Annotated in this window: 17 protein-coding genes; 7 read left to right on the plus strand and 10 right to left on the minus strand. The window is 37.5% G+C overall.

What is annotated here, in order from left to right; genetic code table 11:
• Window positions 1-11 precede the first annotated feature (11 nt).
• The 5 genes from MKX82_RS24740 to MKX82_RS24760 form a co-directional block, all read right to left on the minus strand.
• Window positions 12-1,349: a SpoIIE family protein phosphatase gene (locus MKX82_RS24740; RefSeq protein WP_341080853.1), complete on the minus strand. Its 1,338-nt coding sequence runs from the start codon at window positions 1,347-1,349 to the stop codon at window positions 12-14.
• Window positions 1,350-1,373: 24 nt separating this feature from the next.
• Window positions 1,374-1,718: an STAS domain-containing protein gene (locus tag MKX82_RS24745; RefSeq protein WP_233315279.1), complete on the minus strand. Its 345-nt coding sequence runs from the start codon at window positions 1,716-1,718 to the stop codon at window positions 1,374-1,376.
• 31 nt (window positions 1,719-1,749) lie between these two features.
• Window positions 1,750-2,157 carry an ATP-binding protein gene (locus MKX82_RS24750; protein ID WP_233315278.1) on the minus strand — a complete coding sequence of 136 codons (408 nt, stop codon included), beginning with the start codon at window positions 2,155-2,157 and terminating at the stop codon, window positions 1,750-1,752.
• Window positions 2,158-2,365: 208 nt separating this feature from the next.
• A complete protein-coding gene (locus MKX82_RS24755; RefSeq protein WP_233315277.1) occupies window positions 2,366-2,656 on the minus strand; it encodes a hypothetical protein in 291 nt (96 codons plus the stop codon).
• A gap of 198 nt (window positions 2,657-2,854) precedes the next feature.
• On the minus strand, window positions 2,855-4,171 hold the full coding sequence (locus tag MKX82_RS24760) for a PTS sugar transporter subunit IIC (protein ID WP_341080856.1): 1,317 nt from the start codon (window positions 4,169-4,171) through the stop codon (window positions 2,855-2,857).
• A gap of 422 nt (window positions 4,172-4,593) precedes the next feature.
• Here MKX82_RS24760 and MKX82_RS24765 point away from each other — a divergent pair, with 422 nt between their 5' ends.
• A complete protein-coding gene (locus tag MKX82_RS24765; RefSeq protein ID WP_233315275.1) occupies window positions 4,594-5,613 on the plus strand; it encodes a Gfo/Idh/MocA family oxidoreductase in 1,020 nt (339 codons plus the stop codon).
• On the plus strand, window positions 5,610-6,593 hold the full coding sequence (locus tag MKX82_RS24770; protein ID WP_341080857.1) for a Gfo/Idh/MocA family protein: 984 nt from the start codon (window positions 5,610-5,612) through the stop codon (window positions 6,591-6,593). The genes MKX82_RS24765 and MKX82_RS24770 overlap by 4 nt, the downstream gene beginning before the upstream one ends.
• A gap of 24 nt (window positions 6,594-6,617) precedes the next feature.
• Here MKX82_RS24770 and MKX82_RS24775 read toward each other — a convergent pair whose 3' ends face one another.
• Window positions 6,618-7,412 (minus strand): MurR/RpiR family transcriptional regulator, encoded by a 795-nt coding sequence (locus tag MKX82_RS24775; RefSeq protein ID WP_341080858.1) that lies wholly within the window; start codon window positions 7,410-7,412, stop codon window positions 6,618-6,620.
• A 43-nt stretch (window positions 7,413-7,455) separates the two neighbouring features.
• Window positions 7,456-8,319 carry a MurR/RpiR family transcriptional regulator gene (locus MKX82_RS24780; RefSeq protein WP_341080859.1) on the minus strand — a complete coding sequence of 288 codons (864 nt, stop codon included), beginning with the start codon at window positions 8,317-8,319 and terminating at the stop codon, window positions 7,456-7,458.
• Window positions 8,320-8,488: 169 nt separating this feature from the next.
• On the opposite strand from MKX82_RS24780, the gene MKX82_RS24785 reads away from it, so the two are divergent.
• Window positions 8,489-9,505 (plus strand): Gfo/Idh/MocA family oxidoreductase, encoded by a 1,017-nt coding sequence (locus MKX82_RS24785; protein WP_233315271.1) that lies wholly within the window; start codon window positions 8,489-8,491, stop codon window positions 9,503-9,505.
• Between the two features lie 50 nt (window positions 9,506-9,555).
• On the opposite strand, the gene MKX82_RS24790 is transcribed toward MKX82_RS24785, so the two are convergent.
• Window positions 9,556-10,389, minus strand: coding sequence for a Cof-type HAD-IIB family hydrolase (locus MKX82_RS24790; protein WP_341080860.1), 834 nt, complete (start codon window positions 10,387-10,389; stop codon window positions 9,556-9,558).
• Window positions 10,390-10,749: 360 nt separating this feature from the next.
• On the opposite strand from MKX82_RS24790, the gene xerS reads away from it, so the two are divergent.
• Both xerS and MKX82_RS24800 read left to right on the plus strand, forming a co-directional pair.
• Window positions 10,750-11,868 (plus strand): tyrosine recombinase XerS, encoded by a 1,119-nt coding sequence (gene xerS / locus MKX82_RS24795; RefSeq protein WP_233315269.1) that lies wholly within the window; start codon window positions 10,750-10,752, stop codon window positions 11,866-11,868.
• 110 nt (window positions 11,869-11,978) lie between these two features.
• A complete protein-coding gene (locus MKX82_RS24800; protein ID WP_233315268.1) occupies window positions 11,979-12,251 on the plus strand; it encodes a hypothetical protein in 273 nt (90 codons plus the stop codon).
• Between the two features lie 47 nt (window positions 12,252-12,298).
• On the opposite strand, the gene MKX82_RS24805 is transcribed toward MKX82_RS24800, so the two are convergent.
• Together MKX82_RS24805 and MKX82_RS24810 are read right to left on the minus strand one after the other, a co-directional pair.
• Window positions 12,299-13,579 carry a glycosyl hydrolase family 18 protein gene (locus MKX82_RS24805; RefSeq protein ID WP_341080862.1) on the minus strand — a complete coding sequence of 427 codons (1,281 nt, stop codon included), beginning with the start codon at window positions 13,577-13,579 and terminating at the stop codon, window positions 12,299-12,301.
• 81 nt (window positions 13,580-13,660) lie between these two features.
• Window positions 13,661-14,371: a GntR family transcriptional regulator gene (locus MKX82_RS24810; protein ID WP_237942733.1), complete on the minus strand. Its 711-nt coding sequence runs from the start codon at window positions 14,369-14,371 to the stop codon at window positions 13,661-13,663.
• Between the two features lie 158 nt (window positions 14,372-14,529).
• On the opposite strand from MKX82_RS24810, the gene MKX82_RS24815 reads away from it, so the two are divergent.
• Both MKX82_RS24815 and bglA read left to right on the plus strand, forming a co-directional pair.
• Window positions 14,530-16,428: a beta-glucoside-specific PTS transporter subunit IIABC gene (locus MKX82_RS24815; protein WP_341080863.1), complete on the plus strand. Its 1,899-nt coding sequence runs from the start codon at window positions 14,530-14,532 to the stop codon at window positions 16,426-16,428.
• Window positions 16,429-16,442: 14 nt separating this feature from the next.
• Window positions 16,443-17,882, plus strand: coding sequence for a 6-phospho-beta-glucosidase BglA (bglA, locus tag MKX82_RS24820; RefSeq protein ID WP_341080864.1), 1,440 nt, complete (start codon window positions 16,443-16,445; stop codon window positions 17,880-17,882).
• Window positions 17,883-17,910: the final 28 nt, after the last annotated feature.

Consider the following 17,910-nt stretch of genomic DNA (forward strand, 5'->3'; position numbering starts at 1 on the left):
ATTATAATGTTTTATATATGTCGGAACTTGCTGATTGCCATCTTAACAAACGAAATATCATCTTGTTTACTTATTTCCCCATCATGAAGCAATATCTCCAATAGCCCTTTTGTATCTAGTTGTGAATTAGCGAGTACAGATTCCTTCAATTTATTAACAGCATGGTACATCGCTGTACCGTCAATATTTTCTAATAGTCCATCTGTAAATAGAAGTAACTGCGAAGGATCTTTTAAAGGTACTGTTTCAGCGGTTGGCTTGATTTCTTCAAGTATTCCTAAAGGAACACAATTGGATTTAAGAAGCTCTGCATGATCAGACTGTACCAATAGCCCTGGAGGATGGCCGGCATTAATATATGTTAAGTTCATTTCTTTCGTATCTGCAACTGCATATAGTGCAGTGAAAAACTGTAAGGAGCTGGTATGATCATTAAACAATTTATGCATATGAGCGTTTAGTGTCTCTATGACAAGAACAGGTTCTTTTACCCTGACAATCAATCCTTCTAACAGTGCCCGTATACTCATGGAAACAAGGGCAGCTGAAACACCATGTCCCATTACATCCATAATTAACACTCCGTATTGATGCTCATTAATCCTATACCAGACATACATATCTCCTCCGATATTATGTGCTGGAATATACTGCCCTTCTATCTGAACCTCCTCCGTAATTAGCGGCTTGCAGAGTACACTTTGCTGCAGAATGGTCGCGAGTTCAAGATCTTTGTTCATTTCCTCTTCTAGTTTTTTCTTTTCTGTTATATCCTTTGCGATAACACAGACACCATCTATTCTTCCTTGCATAATTAACGGAATGCTTTTATATTCTATATAAACTGGGTTTTCATGCTTATCTCGTATGATGTCTGTACTGTCCACCATTTTCCCTTCTAGTACATCCTCGAAATTTTCAAGTGATTTGGAGGTTTCTTTATGAAAAAGCAGATCTTTGAAATGAGACCCAATCAACTTATCTCCTAGCACGTCAGTTACTCGTTCGTTAACTTCTGTTATTGTGCCTTCGTTATTGACGATAATTGCCAGATAGAGATTATTATTAAATAAGGTAAAATGCCTAAGTGTTACTTTTTCTAAGTCGAATATAAGCTCTTTTTTTCGTATTGTTTCTTTCCTTTCTTTCCAAAACAGACAAACGATAAATAAACCTAATGGAAGATGCAAGAAGAAACTTAATGTTTGATATTCTTCAAAACGATGAATATCCATGCCTGTTTTCAGCTTGTAAGAAAGTTTAAGGAAGATAAACAGCTCCATTACTACGTATGCAGCCAGTAGGACACCTGTCCATTTACTTCCCGATAATCTATTTATCTGCTTCATTACACTTCCCTTTCCTTCTAAGCATTAAAGCGTCTTCTTTTGTTCAAAATATTGTTCAGCCTGTTCCAATGTAGGAAATAGCTCCATAAAAGTGTTGAATTTAACGATTTCGAATATCTCATCCAATGGTGGCGTAATTCCTGAAACAACAAGCTCCTTTCCATTTTTTCTTGCTTTCATAGCTCCATCAGCGATTACACCGAGTCCTGAGCTGTTCAAATAGGAAACATGATTTAAATCAAGTATTAAAGAGGCAGTCGATTCATGCAGAAACTTCCCCATCATTAGTCGGAAGTGTTCGCTGTTCTTAATCGTAATATCTTCGTTCATTTCAAGGATGTGAATATGAGCTTTTTTTATGACTTTCATTTCTGCCACACTTTCTTTAAATTTTAGTAAACTACTCTATCCTAAAGATAAGAGTCAGTTTTTTGCCTTCTTCTGTGTAAATAAGCTTATCAGCAAGCTTCTGCATGATGGCTATTCCCCGGCCGCGCATACATGTTTGATGCTCTTTAAAAAACACATCTGGATTGCCAATCATCCCAATCTTCTGTTCATAATTAAAACCGTTTCCATTATGCAACACATCAACATAAAGTTTTTTGTCGCTTATCTTTATGGAAAAAGTAATGCTTCCGTCTTTAACTGTTTGGATTCCATGTTCGAAGGCATTATTGACTGCTTCCAATAAAGCATACAAAATCTTCACATGGTTTCCATATGCTATTTTCTGGAGATATTCCTCGATAGCAGGAAGCTTTTCCTCAAGCTCCTCATATCGGGATATTGTATAGGCTAATGTCATGTTTACACCTCAAACGATAATCCACCTGCTCATTATTTGTTAGGATATGCATATAAAGAATAATTAACCTCTTCTTGATTCATACTTTTAAAATCAATTTTTCGGCTAAAAAATAGGAAAAGGCATGAGACCGATACTGCCGATTCCATGCCATAGATATACAATTTTTATCTAATAGTATTAAGGGATAACTACAAATAAATGGTGGTTAATGAATCCCTTTAGAAACTAATCCGATTGCTAACGTTTGAAATAACGATCTAACCGGCATATTTCGTTTTTTGATTGTTCTGAGCATATCAACTAATTGCCTGATTTCATCCTTAGATTGAACATCTATGATCAAATCACATAAATAGTCGCTTTCCATAATAGTCATTCCAGTTGCAGTAGGTACTTTAAAAGCTTTTTCTTTTCGTAAGTTATTTTTCAGATAATTTTTATCCATATCATATAAAGTTATTAAAACTGGTTTTTTGTCTACTGTCATTTCAATCATAAATGTTAACCCTCCTTGATGAATCCAGACTAAGTTGTTTTTACTCTTCTGTATAATAGATTTATCATACCTATTATCTAGGTAAAGATATATAGGAATCCGTTCCTGAGGAAGAGGGTCCTATGTAGTAAGACCTCCTAATCCAATCGTAAAAAACATGAGAAAGGACCTAGAAATAGGTCCTTCCCAATGTTCGAATTAAAGAGATAAAGTCGAATCATTATTTGCTGTTTTTTCGTTTTCTACGCTTTCCTTTTGTTTCTCAGCTTTTTCATAGGCTTTCCAGAAAGGATAATATACGATTATGCCGATAGCAAAGTTGATAATAACTAAAAGCACTCCCTTCCAGTCACCGCCTGTGGCAACATAGCCTGATATAAACGGCGGAGTAGCCCATGGCAGTTCAACAAAGACTCTATTTATAAGATGTAGGGAAAATGCCCCGTAAGTTACTATAGCTGCGATGGTCCCTGATAGGATAAAAGGGATAAGGAAAAAAGGATTTAACACAATTGGCAAGCCGAAAACAATTGGTTCAATAATTGTAAATACAGCTGCAGGTGTTACAATGCCTGCCAACGTTCTAGCTTGTTTTAATTTAGAGCGCCACATCCAGAACAAAATTCCCCACGCAGCAGCAGGCCAGATTGTGATTCGTTCGACCACTGTCGTCCACACATGAGGCAAATCCTTTAAGTTAACTCCATTCGCTAAAGCCTCTGCATTTTCCGCTACCCATTGCAGTTTTAATGGTTCAAAAATTGGTCCTATCATATTATCTCCATGCATGCCAACAGACCAAAGCAAAAGTCCGATAAACACTTTTGGTACATACACGAAAATACTATCTGTGCCGCTGAATACTGGCCCTAACACGGAGTTCAGAAACACTGTGATATCAAAGTTCAGTATAGAACGGACTATCCATAAAACCGTTAAGATGACCAAAAACGGTATGAGCGCAACGAACGCATTCGTCACATTTGGCGGTACCCCATCTGGCATTCGGATGGTAATTTTCTTTTCCAAAAAAAATCGGTAAATTCTAATACTGATTAAACTGCTGATAATTGCTGCAAATAATCCTCCTGCAGCAAAATTCGTCACATCCATCCCATTTGTTAAATCATTTATATTAATCAAAAAGAATGCCGCTACACTTAATAAGGCAGCATTAGTGGAATCAATATTAAAGTGTTTGGCATAATTCATGCCAATCGCAACAGCAGCATATAACGAGAGAAAATTCATGGTTATATGGAAAAACACTAGCAGCTTTGGAGCTAGACTAGATAATGCTGGGATAAGGGCCCCTTCACTGAAAGTACCTGGTAAACCGAGCATAGCTAGTAATAAAAACAAGCTTCCAATAATCACAATAGGAACAATTGCGACTAAACCATCCTTTACAGCGGCAACAACGGGGATACCGCCAAACTTTGCCATTGGTCCGGCTAATCGATTTACAACAATATTAGAGATTCTTTCTAAAAATGATGTCTTAGGTTTAATCATTTTAACCTCTCCCCTTTTATTCAGTTACACTACCTGCATGTTGGTTATTTGTCGACAACAACCTTGTAAGCGCTATCTTTCTTAATCGGATTATAGGATACTGCTCAATTATTTGTCTAGAGAGGTTTTTGTTATTTCTGCTGCTGATAAATGGTTATCCTCTTCTAAGCGTAAAAAAAGGGTTTATTATTTCCCAATTCTCAGCAAGCATCTTCATTACATAAATAGCATGAATTAGCGGTTCTTTGGCTTTTAATCTTTTTACTTTTTGCCTCATATATATTTTGGGAAATGAAATCAGATTTCAAGTTTCGTATGGTCTCAACTGCATTTAGAAAGATATCACCATAATGACAACGATAGGTTTTTAATAGTCATTTCGATGCTATGATTATTTTAAGAAATTGCAAAGGAGAGTTCATATGTTAAACATAGCGTTTGTAGGTTTTGGTAATGCCGTCGTAAATTATCACTTACCATATTTAGAAAGAAAAGATCAGATTAACGTGAAAAGTATCTTTAGAAGAGAAGAAGATCGTATTGGAGATACAGAACGAGAAGCCTGGTATCCTGATATCCGCTTCACAACAAGCTTCGAAGAGGTATTAAATGATGATGAAATAGAATTAATCGTTATTTGTACTCATGTTGACAGTCATGTTGCCTATGCAAAGCAAGCGTTAGAGCACAATAAGCATGTCCTTGTGGAAAAGCCATTTGCGCCAACTGTGGAAGAGGCAGAGGAAATTTTCGACTTGGCTAAGTCTAAAGGACTGATTGCGATGGCCAATCAAAACAGACGATTTGATGGTGATTTTCTTACATTGAAAAAAGTAATCGACAGTGGTGTGCTTGGTCGACTTATTGAAATACAGTCCCATTATGACTACTTTAATCCGCAGCATATCCAAAAGGGTTTTGGCTTATTGCACGGATTAGCGGTTCATACGATTGACCAGTTGTATTCCTTATTCGGTAAGCCAGAAGCAATTCATTATGATGTTAGAAGTATAAATCATCCAGGAGAATCAGATGATTATGTCGATATCGACTTCCATTACGGCCTGTTAAAGACTACGGTAAAATGCAGCTTAGCTGTAAAGATTAATCATCCGAAGTTTATTGTCCATGGCGACAAAGGCAGCTTTATAAAATACAGCAGCGGTCATCAGCAAAAAAATCCAGACGGTGTGACAAAAGCATCGTTTGAAGTGGAACCAGCAAGTAATTGGGGAGAGCTTTCCTATATTGATGAAAATGGGATAGAGCATAATGAATCGGTTAAGTCTGAAATAACCGATTATGGTATTCTTTACGAAAAATTATATGCAAGTATAAAAACTGGTGCAGAAAAGCCAGTGAAAGATGAAGAAGTTTTAGCCGTTTTAAAAATATTAAATGATGGTGTGGAAGCAGCGAAGAAATCGGGGTGTTCTCAATGAAAATAGCTACAATAGGTACAGGGTTTATTGTTGAGGCCTTATTACAAGGCTTAGAGAAAATAGCAAGTGCAGAGTGTGTGGCAATTTACTCCCGTAAAGAGGAAACTGCACAGCCGCTTGCAGCAAAATATGAAGTAAATAAAATCTATACCGACTTAGATGCTTTATTTGCCGATGACTCTGTTGAAATCGTTTATATTGCATCACCAAACAGTCTCCATTTTGACCAGGCTTATCGTGCGCTGGAGCATGGGAAACATGTGATTTGTGAAAAACCGTTTACCTCTACCCTTCAAGAAACAGATACATTGATCTCGTTAGCAAAACAAAATAACTTAATGTTATTTGAAGCAATTACAACCATCCATTTGCCAAACTATCAAATTATAAAAGAAAATATCAATAAAATTGGGCAAATAAAGCTTGTCCAATGCAACTATAGTCAATATTCCAGCAAATATAATGCATTGCTTGCCGGCGAGATACCAAACGTCTTTAATCCGCAGTTCTCTGGCGGCTCTCTCGTTGATATTAATATCTATAACTTGCATTTTGTGATGGGTCTCTTTGGTACCCCAGAGAAACTGAGCTATACCGCCAATAAACATTCAAATGGTATCGATACATCTGGCGTCCTGTTATTAACTTATCCAGACTTTATTGCCGTGTGTGCCGGTGCAAAGGATACTCGCAGCGAGAACTTTGTGATGATTCAAGGAGAAAAAGGCTATATTCATGTTGAAAACGGAGCAAATGGCTGCAGACGGGTAATTCTTCACAATGACGAAGCTAAGACAGAATTTAATGAGCAAACATCTATGAACAATTTATACTATGAACTGCTCAAGTTTAATGACATCTATAAAACGAAGGATTATAACCGCTGCTATAGCTTGCTTGATTATAGTCGTTCTGTTATGGAAAAAGTGGTAGAAGCGCGCATGGACGCTAATATTATTTTCGCGGCAGATAATATTTAACAAAAAAGAAAGCTGAAATTTTTTTCAGCTCTCTTTTTCTTGTTGAAGTAATAAGGAATTCATGTACAATACATCAAAAATATAAACAGATGACATCATGTTGTAGATTTTAGATAACTCAAGTTGCTTATCAGAAGAATATGTCATGATTACCTCGTCACATAATTTTGCTAATGCAGAATCGCGGCTCCTGGTAATACCGATTACCTTCATATGATTGTTCTGAAGCCTTTTTGCAATATCAATCATTGCTTTGTTTCTTCCTGTATGGGAAATGACAAAAGAAATAGTAGATGACGTATTTTTGAGATTAGTTAAATAATGCTGATTGGCACTGTTATAGGCAACTGCCATCATGCCGACTTCATTCCATTTGGCGCAAGCTTGCTGGGCGATATAATAATTGATATCAACACCATAAACATCGATCCGTTCAGCGGTTCTTAACCACTCGATTATATGTTCTAAACTGGCATGGTTAAACATTCTTCTCGTTTCGGTAAATGCTCGTTCATAAAACCCTGGAACTAAATCTATCCCGTATATGCTGCTTTTGGTTTCAGAGAAATCAGTGTGTTTTTTTTCTGCTTTCCCGTCTTGCTTATATTCAAGTGCCAATTTCAGCTGAAAGTCAGGATATCCTTTTAAACCTAGTTTTTTACATAAACGAACAATTGTCGAGGAACTGGAGAAAGTTAATTTAGCCAGTTCATTAGCTGTTGCGTTAAATACAACTGTCGGATTTTCCAGTATATAGTTTACGATATACTGCTCCTGTGACGTTAAATTATAGCTGTATTTCATCTTTTTAATTAGCATTTCATACTTCCCCTTCTCTTACTGCCGAACATTGGCACATCCTCTAAAAAGGTTTCTCTTCGTATTGCTGTAACACTTCTGCTCTCCATAATTGTCTTTGGCGATTTTCCTGGTATTCCATTTGATAAAGAGTGGAAAATAACACATTTAATATGTATTCAAATGCTGCTTGAGAAGAATAGGTGGAAATTTTCTCTGTTTCCTTCGTTTCTAATCTTGATACGGTAATAATTACATCTGCCAGTTTTCCGAGCTCACTGTCAGGATATGATGTCAGCAACAAAATAGGAATGCCTCTCTCTTTTATCAATCTTGCTGCAACTAAGTCATTCATAGCTTTTGCATCATAGCTGATGAAAAAGGCGCAGTCATCTCTTAATAAATTCGCAGCGTTTAATGCCCATTCTTCTCGCTCTTTAGCAAGAATAGCATATTTATTAATCTTCCAAAGTTTATTTTGAAAGCTTTCGGCACGAATTTGAGAATCACCAGCCGCAAACAGGAAAATACGTTTGGCATTATATAAATGTTTAGTCATTTCCATAAGCTGTGCTTCATTTAAGAGCTGATACGTTTCTTTAATTGCTTGCTGTGTTAAATGCATCATATCTTCACTTATTTTCATCAGCGGGGAATGGTCCTCAAAAGGGATATTTGGATTAATGTCTTTTTGCGGTCCATCAAGTTGTTCGATTGATTTCAACAGCTGAATCTTAAACTCCTTGAAGCCCCTAAATCCCATTTTTTGAGCAAAACGAATAATAGAAGCATTAGAAGTGAAGGTTCGTTTCGCTAATTCCTGAATCGAGATATTTTCCATCGAGCTTGTATTTGCGAGTATATATTCTGCAATAGTTTGCTCTGTTGTTGTGAATTTTGTATATGCTGCAATCTGTTTTATTAACAAGCCGCTCCATTCTCCTTTAATTCTGAACTATTTTTCCAATATATTTAAAGTATGAACAAAAAAATCGGAACTATTTTACCTAAATAAGCGTTTTCAAAGATGATTATAGCATTCTTCCCCTCGCACCCATATAATTAAAGCTATCAAGAGCTAATTAGGAGTGAGAAGCATGTTAACAATCGGTTATATTGGAAATGGTAAAAGTACAAATCGTTATCATCTGCCTTTTGTACTACAGCGTGAAAACATTAAGGTAAAGACTATTTACCGCAGGAATCCTGACCGTGATAGTTGGGAAGCACATCCTTCTATTCATTATACTACTAATCTTACTGAAATCATGAACGATGCAGAAATTCAGTTGATAGTCGTTAATACAGCAGTAGAATCGCATTTCGAATATGCAAAAATGGCACTCGAGCATAATAAGCATGTGCTAGTGGAAAAACCGTTTATGCTGACAAAGGAAGAAGCAGAAGAAATATTTGCTCTTGCTAAGGAGAAAGGTTTGATTGCCCAGTGTTATCAAAACCGCCGCTATGATTCCGACTTCTTAACAGCAAAAAAAGTTTTGGAAAGCGGTAAATTAGGCGATTTGCTTGAAGTAGAAATGCATTATGATTATTTTAGACCGGAAACTCCAGAATCTACTCATACGTTTACTTACTATCATAGTTATTTATACGGCCATGGCACCCATACGATTGATCAGGTAATTTCTTATTTTGGTAAGCCTGACCATATCCATTATGATGTCAGACAGCTTCTTGGTACTGGCCGAATGAACGATTATTTTGATTTAGATTTTTATTATGACAAGCTGAAGGTTTCCGTCAAATCTAGCTTCTTTCGTTTGGTACAGCGTCCTAGTTTTGTGCTTTATGGTAAAAAAGGTGTTTTTGTCAAACAAACAGAGGATCGACAAGAGGAACATTTAAAGCTGTTTTATATGCCACACCATGCTGATTTCGGAATCGATTTACCTCAGCATTACGGCACCTTGACATATATGGATGAACAGGGAGTTTATCACGAAGAAAAGGTTGTTTCCGAAGTTGGAGATTATGGCCGCGTCTATGATGATATTTATAACGCTATCATCAATGGAGCAGACAAACAAATTAAAGATGAGCAAACACTTTTGGCGATGGAAATACTTGAACAAGGAATTAAGCAATGTAAGTAAGATGTTTAACTTAAAGAAACCTTCACAGTCAATGAAGGTTTCTTTTTTACTTATATTAACCCATATTTCTTAAAGCTGTTATATATACCATCCTCGTCATGTCTGTCGGTAATATCGTTAGCTGCCCGTTTCACTTCTTCTTTAGCATTGCCCATTGCTACACCGTATTGAACAAATTCAAGCATCTCGATGTCGTTTGAACCATCACCATATGCGTATGTATGCTCTTTTTCTAGGCCGAGATGCTCGATTACCTTTTCAATGGCCGACGCCTTATGGATTCCAAAGATTGACACCTCTCCACTGTTAGTTCCGAAGAAAGGCACGGTGCTAGGAATGACAGTAAAAACAGACGGAAATTGTTCCATAATACGCTCAATCGGAACAGCAGAACCTAAAAACCCAATTTTATTAATATCATCTCTCACTAAGTCTTCCGCTTCACTGATACTGTTATAAAATGACTGCATCGACTTCCGTAATTCTGCTTGTGCTGTTTGTGTTTCAAAAACAGTATCAATCAGTGCACGGATGCTGTCTTTACAGCTTTTACTCGCAAATAGGCCTTCATTTGTTTCTAAGAAGAACTCAATTTCATGCTGATTAAAATAGTCCACCACCAATTGCAGATTATTCTTTTTTATAACTTCATGAAACAGCACTTCTCCGTTTAGCTCAATATAACCGCCTGCCGCACCAACAATGCCGTCAAAGCCAATCTCTAATACTTCCGGAAACAATATCGATTTAGAACGTCCCGTACAAAGAAAAACGAATTGCCCATTGCTTCTCGCCTTTCTAACAGCAAGCTTAGCTGAATCTGGTATAATGCCATTGTCATCTACAAGTGTTCCGTCAATATCCAAAAAAATAATTTTTTGCATAAACACACCTACTCTATTGTTTAATTATGCCATTCTTTCCTCTATACGTAATATAAACAGAAATATTTATTATTCTTTGCTATACTTATTATATAGTAAATACATATGGTTCTTAAATCACTTTCAAAAATATTCCCCGGGGTTCTCCAAAAAAAAAGTATTATTTATAGACACTTCCGATAGACGAACTAATGTTCTGTTTGATAAAATAAACATATATACCAAATTAGGAGTCTTTTATCATTCCGTTTTAATAAAGTAAACCGATAAATTCGGTAAGAGCTGATGCCTATAAAATTGGTGGATGTACAGAAATAAAAATTCAGGCAATAGATCTTATTCCTGATATGAGGTGTGATCATGGCAATAACAAAACAACATGAAATGTATGAAAAACGGCTTGAGGAATTGCTGAAGGAAATGCCTTATTATGTCGTTGAATATGTAGACGATAAATTGGATATTCGCTCGCCTCTTACTCTGTTTAATTATGTGAGGGATTATAAAGAATTTTTCTCCTGGCTGCTTGCAGAAGGTATTGTTTCCTGCGAGTGCATGAAGGAAATTCCAGTGGAAGCATTAGGCGCTCTGCCTCTTTCTGATGTGCAGAACTACTTCAAATATGCAGCAAGGAAAAAGTACAAACTAACGGAAAAAGATGATGTGACAAAAAAAATCAGTCCGAAAACTGTTAATCGGCAAAAGTCAGCCCTCCGCTCTCTTTTCAACTACCTGTCATTAGAAGCAGAGGTTGATGGTGGTGAACCTTATTTTCACCGTAATGTGATGAAAAAAATTCCGATAAAAAAAGTCTCAGAAACATTTAATGAAAGAGCGCGAAAAATAACGGAAAAAATCTTTATTAACGATAATGATGTCGAGTTCCTACATTATATCGAGCATCATTATGAGGAAACATTAACACCTGCAGAGCTGCGATATTATAAGCGGGATAAAGAGAGGAATTTTGCGATACTGTCCCTATTCCTTGGCAGCGGTATTCGTGTAAATGAATTAACCTCCCTTCGCTTAAAGGATGTTGATTTAGCAGCAAGCGAAATCAGTGTCATTCGCAAAGGAGGCAAAAAGGACACGGTGTCTGTTACTCCCTCCTCTCTCCAGGATGTTATTAAATACTTGGAAGTGAGAGCGACTAAGTATAAGGCAGGCAGCGGCGAAAACGAGTATTTGTTCATTAAACTGTATAAAGGGAATCCCGAACCATTAACAAACAGAGCAGTTGAGGACATTGTATATAAATATACGAAGTCCTTTGATAAGCGGATGTCACCCCATAAATTGCGACATACATATGCAACCAATTTAGCAGAGCATACCGGCGGTGATATCCCCTTAATCATGAACCAATTAGGCCATACCCAATCAGATATTTCCCTGCTTTATATCAACACATCGAGGGAAAAAGCAAAAATGGCTGCAGAATTAATGGATAAACGGCGCCAAAATAAGGACGAATAACCAGGCACTTCTGACTACCAGGAGTGCTTTTTCTCCTTCTGTTTCTATAGGATAAGCTTCTTTCTTTTCGCACAAAATACCTTTGATTAATTTTAAGGAGTGTGCCGTTTATGAGGGAAATACTAGAGCAAGTAAAAGAAAATCTGGAAAGAACCTTTGACCAACCTGGAGCAAATGACTTAACAGCAAGTATTGAACTATTAGAAACAGCAAAAGATCTTTACGGTGATAAAGGAACACTGCTGCAAGATATGATTCGTGCATTGGCACAAGCGAATCATGCAAAAAATGAATTAAATATTTCAGGCGACATTTCTTCATCTGCTGCGTTTGGAGAAGCATATAATGCTGTTAGCCATGCGTTATCATCTTATGAAAGATAAATCAATTAAAAAAACCTCGGTTTGTTTGCCGGGGTTTTTCTAATTGTTTAAAGGCTGTTAGCTCCTTTGATGATGGTTACTTCTCTTTGTAGATAAGCCCAGTTTTGCGGTGCCGGCAAGCTGATTTGCCAAAAGGTTGTTCCAGCTAGCTTGTTTACGTCGATTATTTTGTATTTTTCTAGATAACTCCTGATATCTTCAAACCAGACGATATGCTGATTATTTCCTGACCAGTATTCAAACCACGGAGATTTTGCCGCATTATCGTATTGAATGTCTGTAAGTAAGGATATTGCTGTATTTTGGGCGGCAAGGACAGATACCCCTTGTGTCGCATTTGTAGCGACTACTTTGTCATATCCATATAGCGCCATTGCAATCATCAGCTTCTCGGAACTAACCAATGTTAAAGCATAGGCAACAACCTGTTCGACAAAGGCAATAGGCGAAACAGGTTCAGGCGGACCGCCAGGGTAGCCGTAATCAATGGTCATCAATGCCATTAAATCCGCACTCTTGGCTATAGCTGCATAATCATATGCTCCAACAATCCGGTTTGCTGGAAGATCTGCCGATTTGGCGTGGACATTCACATTCAATAACAAACTTCCTAACTGTTGTTTTAATGCTTGTAAAAATAAATTAAAATCATTGCGGCGAGCTGGTGGAATAAACTCAAAATCAATACTTACGCCTCCAAAGCCGCGAGTATTTGTTAGATTAACAATGCTCGATACTAAGTTTTGCCGGTATACGGCGTTCTCCAAAACAGCACCCGCAAGTTCTGGGCTAAAACCGCTGCTTGTAAAATTGCGGATCATTAATAAGGGAATGCTGTTAAGCTGCCGGCATCGATTGATAAGTGCACTATCATCTGTTTGTGCAAAGCAATAGCCTTCCGTTGTGAAGGAATAGTTGACAATAGCAATATACGTTAGCTGTGCAGCAAGGGAATTTATAGTGGCAAGATTTGCTATTGTATTGGATGGAACAATAAAACCAAGTGTGCTTATTGTCAGTTTGGTCGGAGAGGGTATATTAATTATTTGCCCAATTTGCAAAGGATTTAAAGAAACGCCTTCATTCGCAGCCGTGATAGCTGGAATGGTTGTATTAAATTGTTGTGCGATTTCCCATAAGTTATCACCGTTAATTGTTTTATAGGCACGAACAGGTAAAGCATTATCTGTGATGTACAGGGCAAGTCCTGGCACAATACTTGAGGAAGTTAAACCGTTAGTAGTAATAATCGTATTTTCCGCCACATTATAACGAGCAGAAATAGACCATAGATTTTCCCCGCTCTTTACGACATGAACAGTCATCATAACACCCCCTTTTAATCCATTTATATGGGAGATGTTCAAGATTATACAGGTTTTATCATATGGTCATGTATGTTTATGAACTCACAGTATATGACTGTTTCCTTGGAGGAAGAACTGTGATTGCTCGTAATTATACGTTACCTTTGAAAAATCAAAGGGCTGGCCGTTTGTTAAATGAAAAATGGTCTCAGCAGAAAGCTTCGGATCTCCACTCACTAGTCCTAGATAACCTGCTTCCGCCTCATCCAGTTTCCCAACTTGAAGATACATATCTGAGAAACCAACCTTAAGTCCTAATCCCTCTGTTATATAATGAAAAATCGATTCAGTAACAATTTCTTTATTCAAGTAGGAAATGATGCCTTTATGATAGTAGGATTCTTCCAAACATAAAGTTTGCCCATTAATATACCTTACCCTTTTTACATAGTAAACATCTTCCGTCTCCTTTAAGTTTAAGCTTTGTGCAGCTTCAGCTGTCGGTTTTCTTACATCGAATTCAATTACTTGTGACGTTATTTGAAAACCCTCTAAATCCTTTTTAAACCCTTGATTCGAAAGTAAGCTTATATAGCCTTTGCGGTGGTGTCTTCTTACAAAAATACCGCTGCCTCTTACTTGAAAGATAATGCCCTTTTTCTCGAGCATATCAAGAGACTTGGTTATTGTGCTTTTACTGACCTCAAACTGATTCATTAATGCTTCGATGACAGGAAGTTTGTCCCCTTGCTGGAGGGAATGGTCCTCAATATATCTTTCAATTTCTGCTGCGATTTGCTGGTACTTTAACATATACATTCCTCTTTAATTATTTATAGAAGGATTATAGCATAAATCAGCAAAAATCTCATTTATCATTATGATGGTACAAAATAATTTGTTGGTACTTGATAAATTATACCGATACAATTATAATGTAAGCGTATAAAGGATTGAAGGAGGGGTACAAATTGGCAGGAAATGTTAGAGATTATCCGAAGTTAGCTAAAGATATTTTGAGCGCTGTCGGTGGTGAGGACAACATAGTCAGTGCAACAAGATGTGCGACAAGATTGCGTTTAGTATTAAAGCGCTCTAACCCGCAAGCGAAAGAAGAAATTTCTGCAATGCCGGGAGTTGTAACGGTTGTAGAAAACGGCGGACAATTTCAAGTTGTAATTGGTCAGCATGTCGGAGAGGTTTATGAGCATTTTTCTAATCTGATTAATTTAGATGCAGTACATACGGAAAATGAAAATAAAGGAACCATCCTCAACCGTATCATCGCCACGATGTCTGCAGTGTTTGCGCCATTTGTTTATATCTTGGCAGCAGCTGGTATTTTGCAAGGTTTATTGATTATCATAAACTTATTGTTTGATAGTTTCGCAGAAACTGGCACCTATCAAGTATTGAGCTTTATTTCTTGGGCTCCATTCACTTTTTTGCCGATTTTTATCGCAATTACTGCGTCCAAGCATTTTAAAACAAATACTTATATTGCAGTGGCCTGTTGTGCTGCATTAGTGAGCCCGACTTGGGCAGAAATGGCTGCACAAATTTCTGAAGGTTCAAATATTAACTTTATTGGAATCGCTTTAACAGAAACAACTTATACTTCATCCGTATTACCTCCGCTCTTCTTAGTGTGGATCTTGTCTTATTTGGAACGTTTCTTAAATAAGTACATCAATGAAGTAATCAAGCCATTATTTGTTCCCTTTTTCAGTTTAGTTATTATGGTACCGTTAACCATCACACTTATTGGCCCGCTAACAACAATGGGCGCAAACGGCATTGCTAACGGCTATAATTTCTTGGCAGAAAATGCACCAATTGTTGCTGGTGCTATCATCGGCTCTTTATGGCAAGTTATCGTCATCTTTGGTGTTCACTGGGGAGTTACCCCGATGGTATTGGCCAACTTTGATTTATACGGCCGTGATTCCTTCCAAGCCTATCAAACGATTGCTGTTATCGCACAGGTTGGAGCAGTTTTAGGGGTAATCTTAAAGGCCAAAAGCCAAGAAACAAGAAAAGTCAGTGTGTCTGCAGGCGTAACTGGTATTTTCGGAATTACCGAGCCTGCGATTTATGGGGTTAACTTACGATTCAAAAAGCCATTCATCTTCGGATGTATCGGCGGCGGTATTGGGGCGATTACAGCAAGCTTTTTTAACCCATACTACTTTGCATATGCAGGCTTGCCTGGTCCGTTAACAATCGTAAACGGCATCAATGAAGACTATCCAATGTCCGTTTGGGGAATATTGATCGGGGCAGCAATTGCCATCATCCTTCCAGTTGTGCTTGTGCAAATTTTCGGTTATGGAGAAACAAATGACAGCAGCAAAACAGCAAGTCTAGAAAATACTAACACATCAAGCGCTCCGGAAATTGCAGCAACAACGATCACAGAGCTTACTGTTAACTCTCCAATGAGCGGCAAGGTTGTTCCTCTCTCTCAAGTGCCTGATGAAGTATTTAGTTCAGGTGCCATGGGGCAAGGAATTGCCATTGAACCAACAGAAAATAAAGTGATTGCACCATTTGAAGGCACTGTTGTGATGATTGCCCCAACAAAACACGCAATAGGCCTAAGATCAGAAACTGGTGTTGAATTGCTTATTCACATTGGTTTGGATACTGTTACACTCGATGGCAGCCCATTCACCGTCAAGGTTAAAGATGGCGAAAAATTCAATAAAGGTGATTTATTAATTGAATTTGATAAAGACTATATTGAGAGTAAAGGATTAAAGACAATCACACCTGTCATTGTTACTAACACATTCGCTTACGAAGAAGTTATCATCGAGAAAGTGGAAAATTGTACTTTTAATCAAACATTATTTACAGTAATTAAATGAGGAGGAATACAAACATGAGTAAATTACCAAAAGATTTCCTATGGGGCGGCGCACTTGCTGCTCACCAATTTGAAGGTGGCTGGAATGCAGGCGGAAAAGGTCCAAGTGTCGTCGATGTTTTGACAGCTGGTGAACATGGTGTTGCCAGAAAAATCACGGATACGATTGAGGAAAATGAGTTTTATCCTAACCATGAAGCAATCGATTTTTATCATCATTACAAAGAAGATATCGCATTGTTTGCTGAAATGGGCTTAAAATGCCTAAGAACTTCTATCGGCTGGAGCAGAATTTTCCCGAAAGGTGATGAAGCTACACCGAATGAAGAAGGCTTGCAATTCTATGATAATGTATTTGACGAATTGTTAAGCAATGGCATTGAGCCTGTTATCACTCTTTCTCACTTTGAAATGCCATTGCATTTAGCAAGAGAATACGGCGGTTTCCGCAATCGTAAAGTCGTCGATTATTTTGTGAAGTTCGCAGAGGTTGTTTTCAACCGTTATAAAGATAAAGTGAAATACTGGATGACATTCAATGAAATTAATAACCAAATGGATGTAGACAACCCATTATTCTTATGGACAAATTCTGGTGTTACGATTAAAGATGGCGAAAATCCAAAAGAAGTTATGTACCAAACAGGTCATCATGAATTGATTGCTAGTGCATTAGCTGTTTCTGCCGGCAAGAAAATCAATCCAGAATTCCAAATTGGGGCAATGGTATCACATGTTCCTATTTACCCGTTCTCTTCTAATCCAGAAGACATCATGCTTGCAGAAGAAGAAATGAGACAGCGCTACTTCTTCCCTGATGTGCATGTACGCGGCGTTTATCCAAAATACGCATTAAAAGAATTTGAACGAGAAGGCTATAATATCAAATTCGAAGAAGGCGATGACGAGATATTACGCAATGGTACGGTTGATTATTTAGGCTTCAGCTACTATATGTCAACGACTGTAAAAAGCGATGTAGTAAATGACAACACTGGCAACATCGTTAACGGCGCATTACGAAATGGTGTAGAAAATCCTTATATTAAGTCAAGTGACTGGGGCTGGGCAATTGATCCGACAGGATTGCGCTATACATTAAACCGCTTCTATGATCGCTATCAAATTCCGTTGTTTATTGTAGAGAACGGCTTTGGCGCTATCGACACAATCAGTGAGGATGGCTCTATCCATGACCCAGAAAGAATTCAATACTTGAAATCTCATATTGAAGCATTAGAAAAAGCAGTTGAATACGACGGCGTTGATCTTATCGGATACACACCTTGGGGTATCATTGATATCGTTTCCTTCACTACAGGAGAAATGAAGAAACGCTACGGAATGATTTATGTTGACCGTGATAATGAAGGCAACGGCAGCATGAAACGCTATAAAAAAGAATCCTTTAACTGGTATAAAAAAGTTATTGAAACAAACGGCGAAGTTCTTTAATGACAGAAAAAAACCTTATCCTTTTAAC

Source organism: Niallia sp. FSL R7-0271, from assembly GCF_038005785.1.
Lineage (GTDB): Bacteria > Bacillota > Bacilli > Bacillales > Cytobacillaceae > Niallia.

What these genes read in the sequence shown, in the direction of transcription:
- MKX82_RS24810 (WP_237942733.1), bottom strand. Translation starts at nt 14,371, where the DNA reads ATGTTAAAGTACCAGCAAATCGCAGCAGAAATTGAAAGATATATTGAG.
- bglA (WP_341080864.1), top strand. Translation starts at nt 16,443, where the DNA reads ATGAGTAAATTACCAAAAGATTTCCTATGGGGCGGCGCACTTGCTGCT.
- MKX82_RS24750 (WP_233315278.1), bottom strand. Translation starts at nt 2,157, where the DNA reads ATGACATTAGCCTATACAATATCCCGATATGAGGAGCTTGAGGAAAAG.
- MKX82_RS24745 (WP_233315279.1), bottom strand. Translation starts at nt 1,718, where the DNA reads ATGAAAGTCATAAAAAAAGCTCATATTCACATCCTTGAAATGAACGAA.
- MKX82_RS24785 (WP_233315271.1), top strand. Translation starts at nt 8,489, where the DNA reads ATGTTAACAATCGGTTATATTGGAAATGGTAAAAGTACAAATCGTTAT.
- MKX82_RS24805 (WP_341080862.1), bottom strand. Translation starts at nt 13,579, where the DNA reads ATGATGACTGTTCATGTCGTAAAGAGCGGGGAAAATCTATGGTCTATT.
- xerS (WP_233315269.1), top strand. Translation starts at nt 10,750, where the DNA reads ATGGCAATAACAAAACAACATGAAATGTATGAAAAACGGCTTGAGGAA.
- MKX82_RS24755 (WP_233315277.1), bottom strand. Translation starts at nt 2,656, where the DNA reads ATGATTGAAATGACAGTAGACAAAAAACCAGTTTTAATAACTTTATAT.
- MKX82_RS24765 (WP_233315275.1), top strand. Translation starts at nt 4,594, where the DNA reads ATGTTAAACATAGCGTTTGTAGGTTTTGGTAATGCCGTCGTAAATTAT.
- MKX82_RS24740 (WP_341080853.1), bottom strand. Translation starts at nt 1,349, where the DNA reads ATGAAGCAGATAAATAGATTATCGGGAAGTAAATGGACAGGTGTCCTA.
- MKX82_RS24800 (WP_233315268.1), top strand. Translation starts at nt 11,979, where the DNA reads ATGAGGGAAATACTAGAGCAAGTAAAAGAAAATCTGGAAAGAACCTTT.
- MKX82_RS24770 (WP_341080857.1), top strand. Translation starts at nt 5,610, where the DNA reads ATGAAAATAGCTACAATAGGTACAGGGTTTATTGTTGAGGCCTTATTA.
- MKX82_RS24775 (WP_341080858.1), bottom strand. Translation starts at nt 7,412, where the DNA reads ATGCTAATTAAAAAGATGAAATACAGCTATAATTTAACGTCACAGGAG.
- MKX82_RS24760 (WP_341080856.1), bottom strand. Translation starts at nt 4,171, where the DNA reads ATGATTAAACCTAAGACATCATTTTTAGAAAGAATCTCTAATATTGTT.
- MKX82_RS24790 (WP_341080860.1), bottom strand. Translation starts at nt 10,389, where the DNA reads ATGCAAAAAATTATTTTTTTGGATATTGACGGAACACTTGTAGATGAC.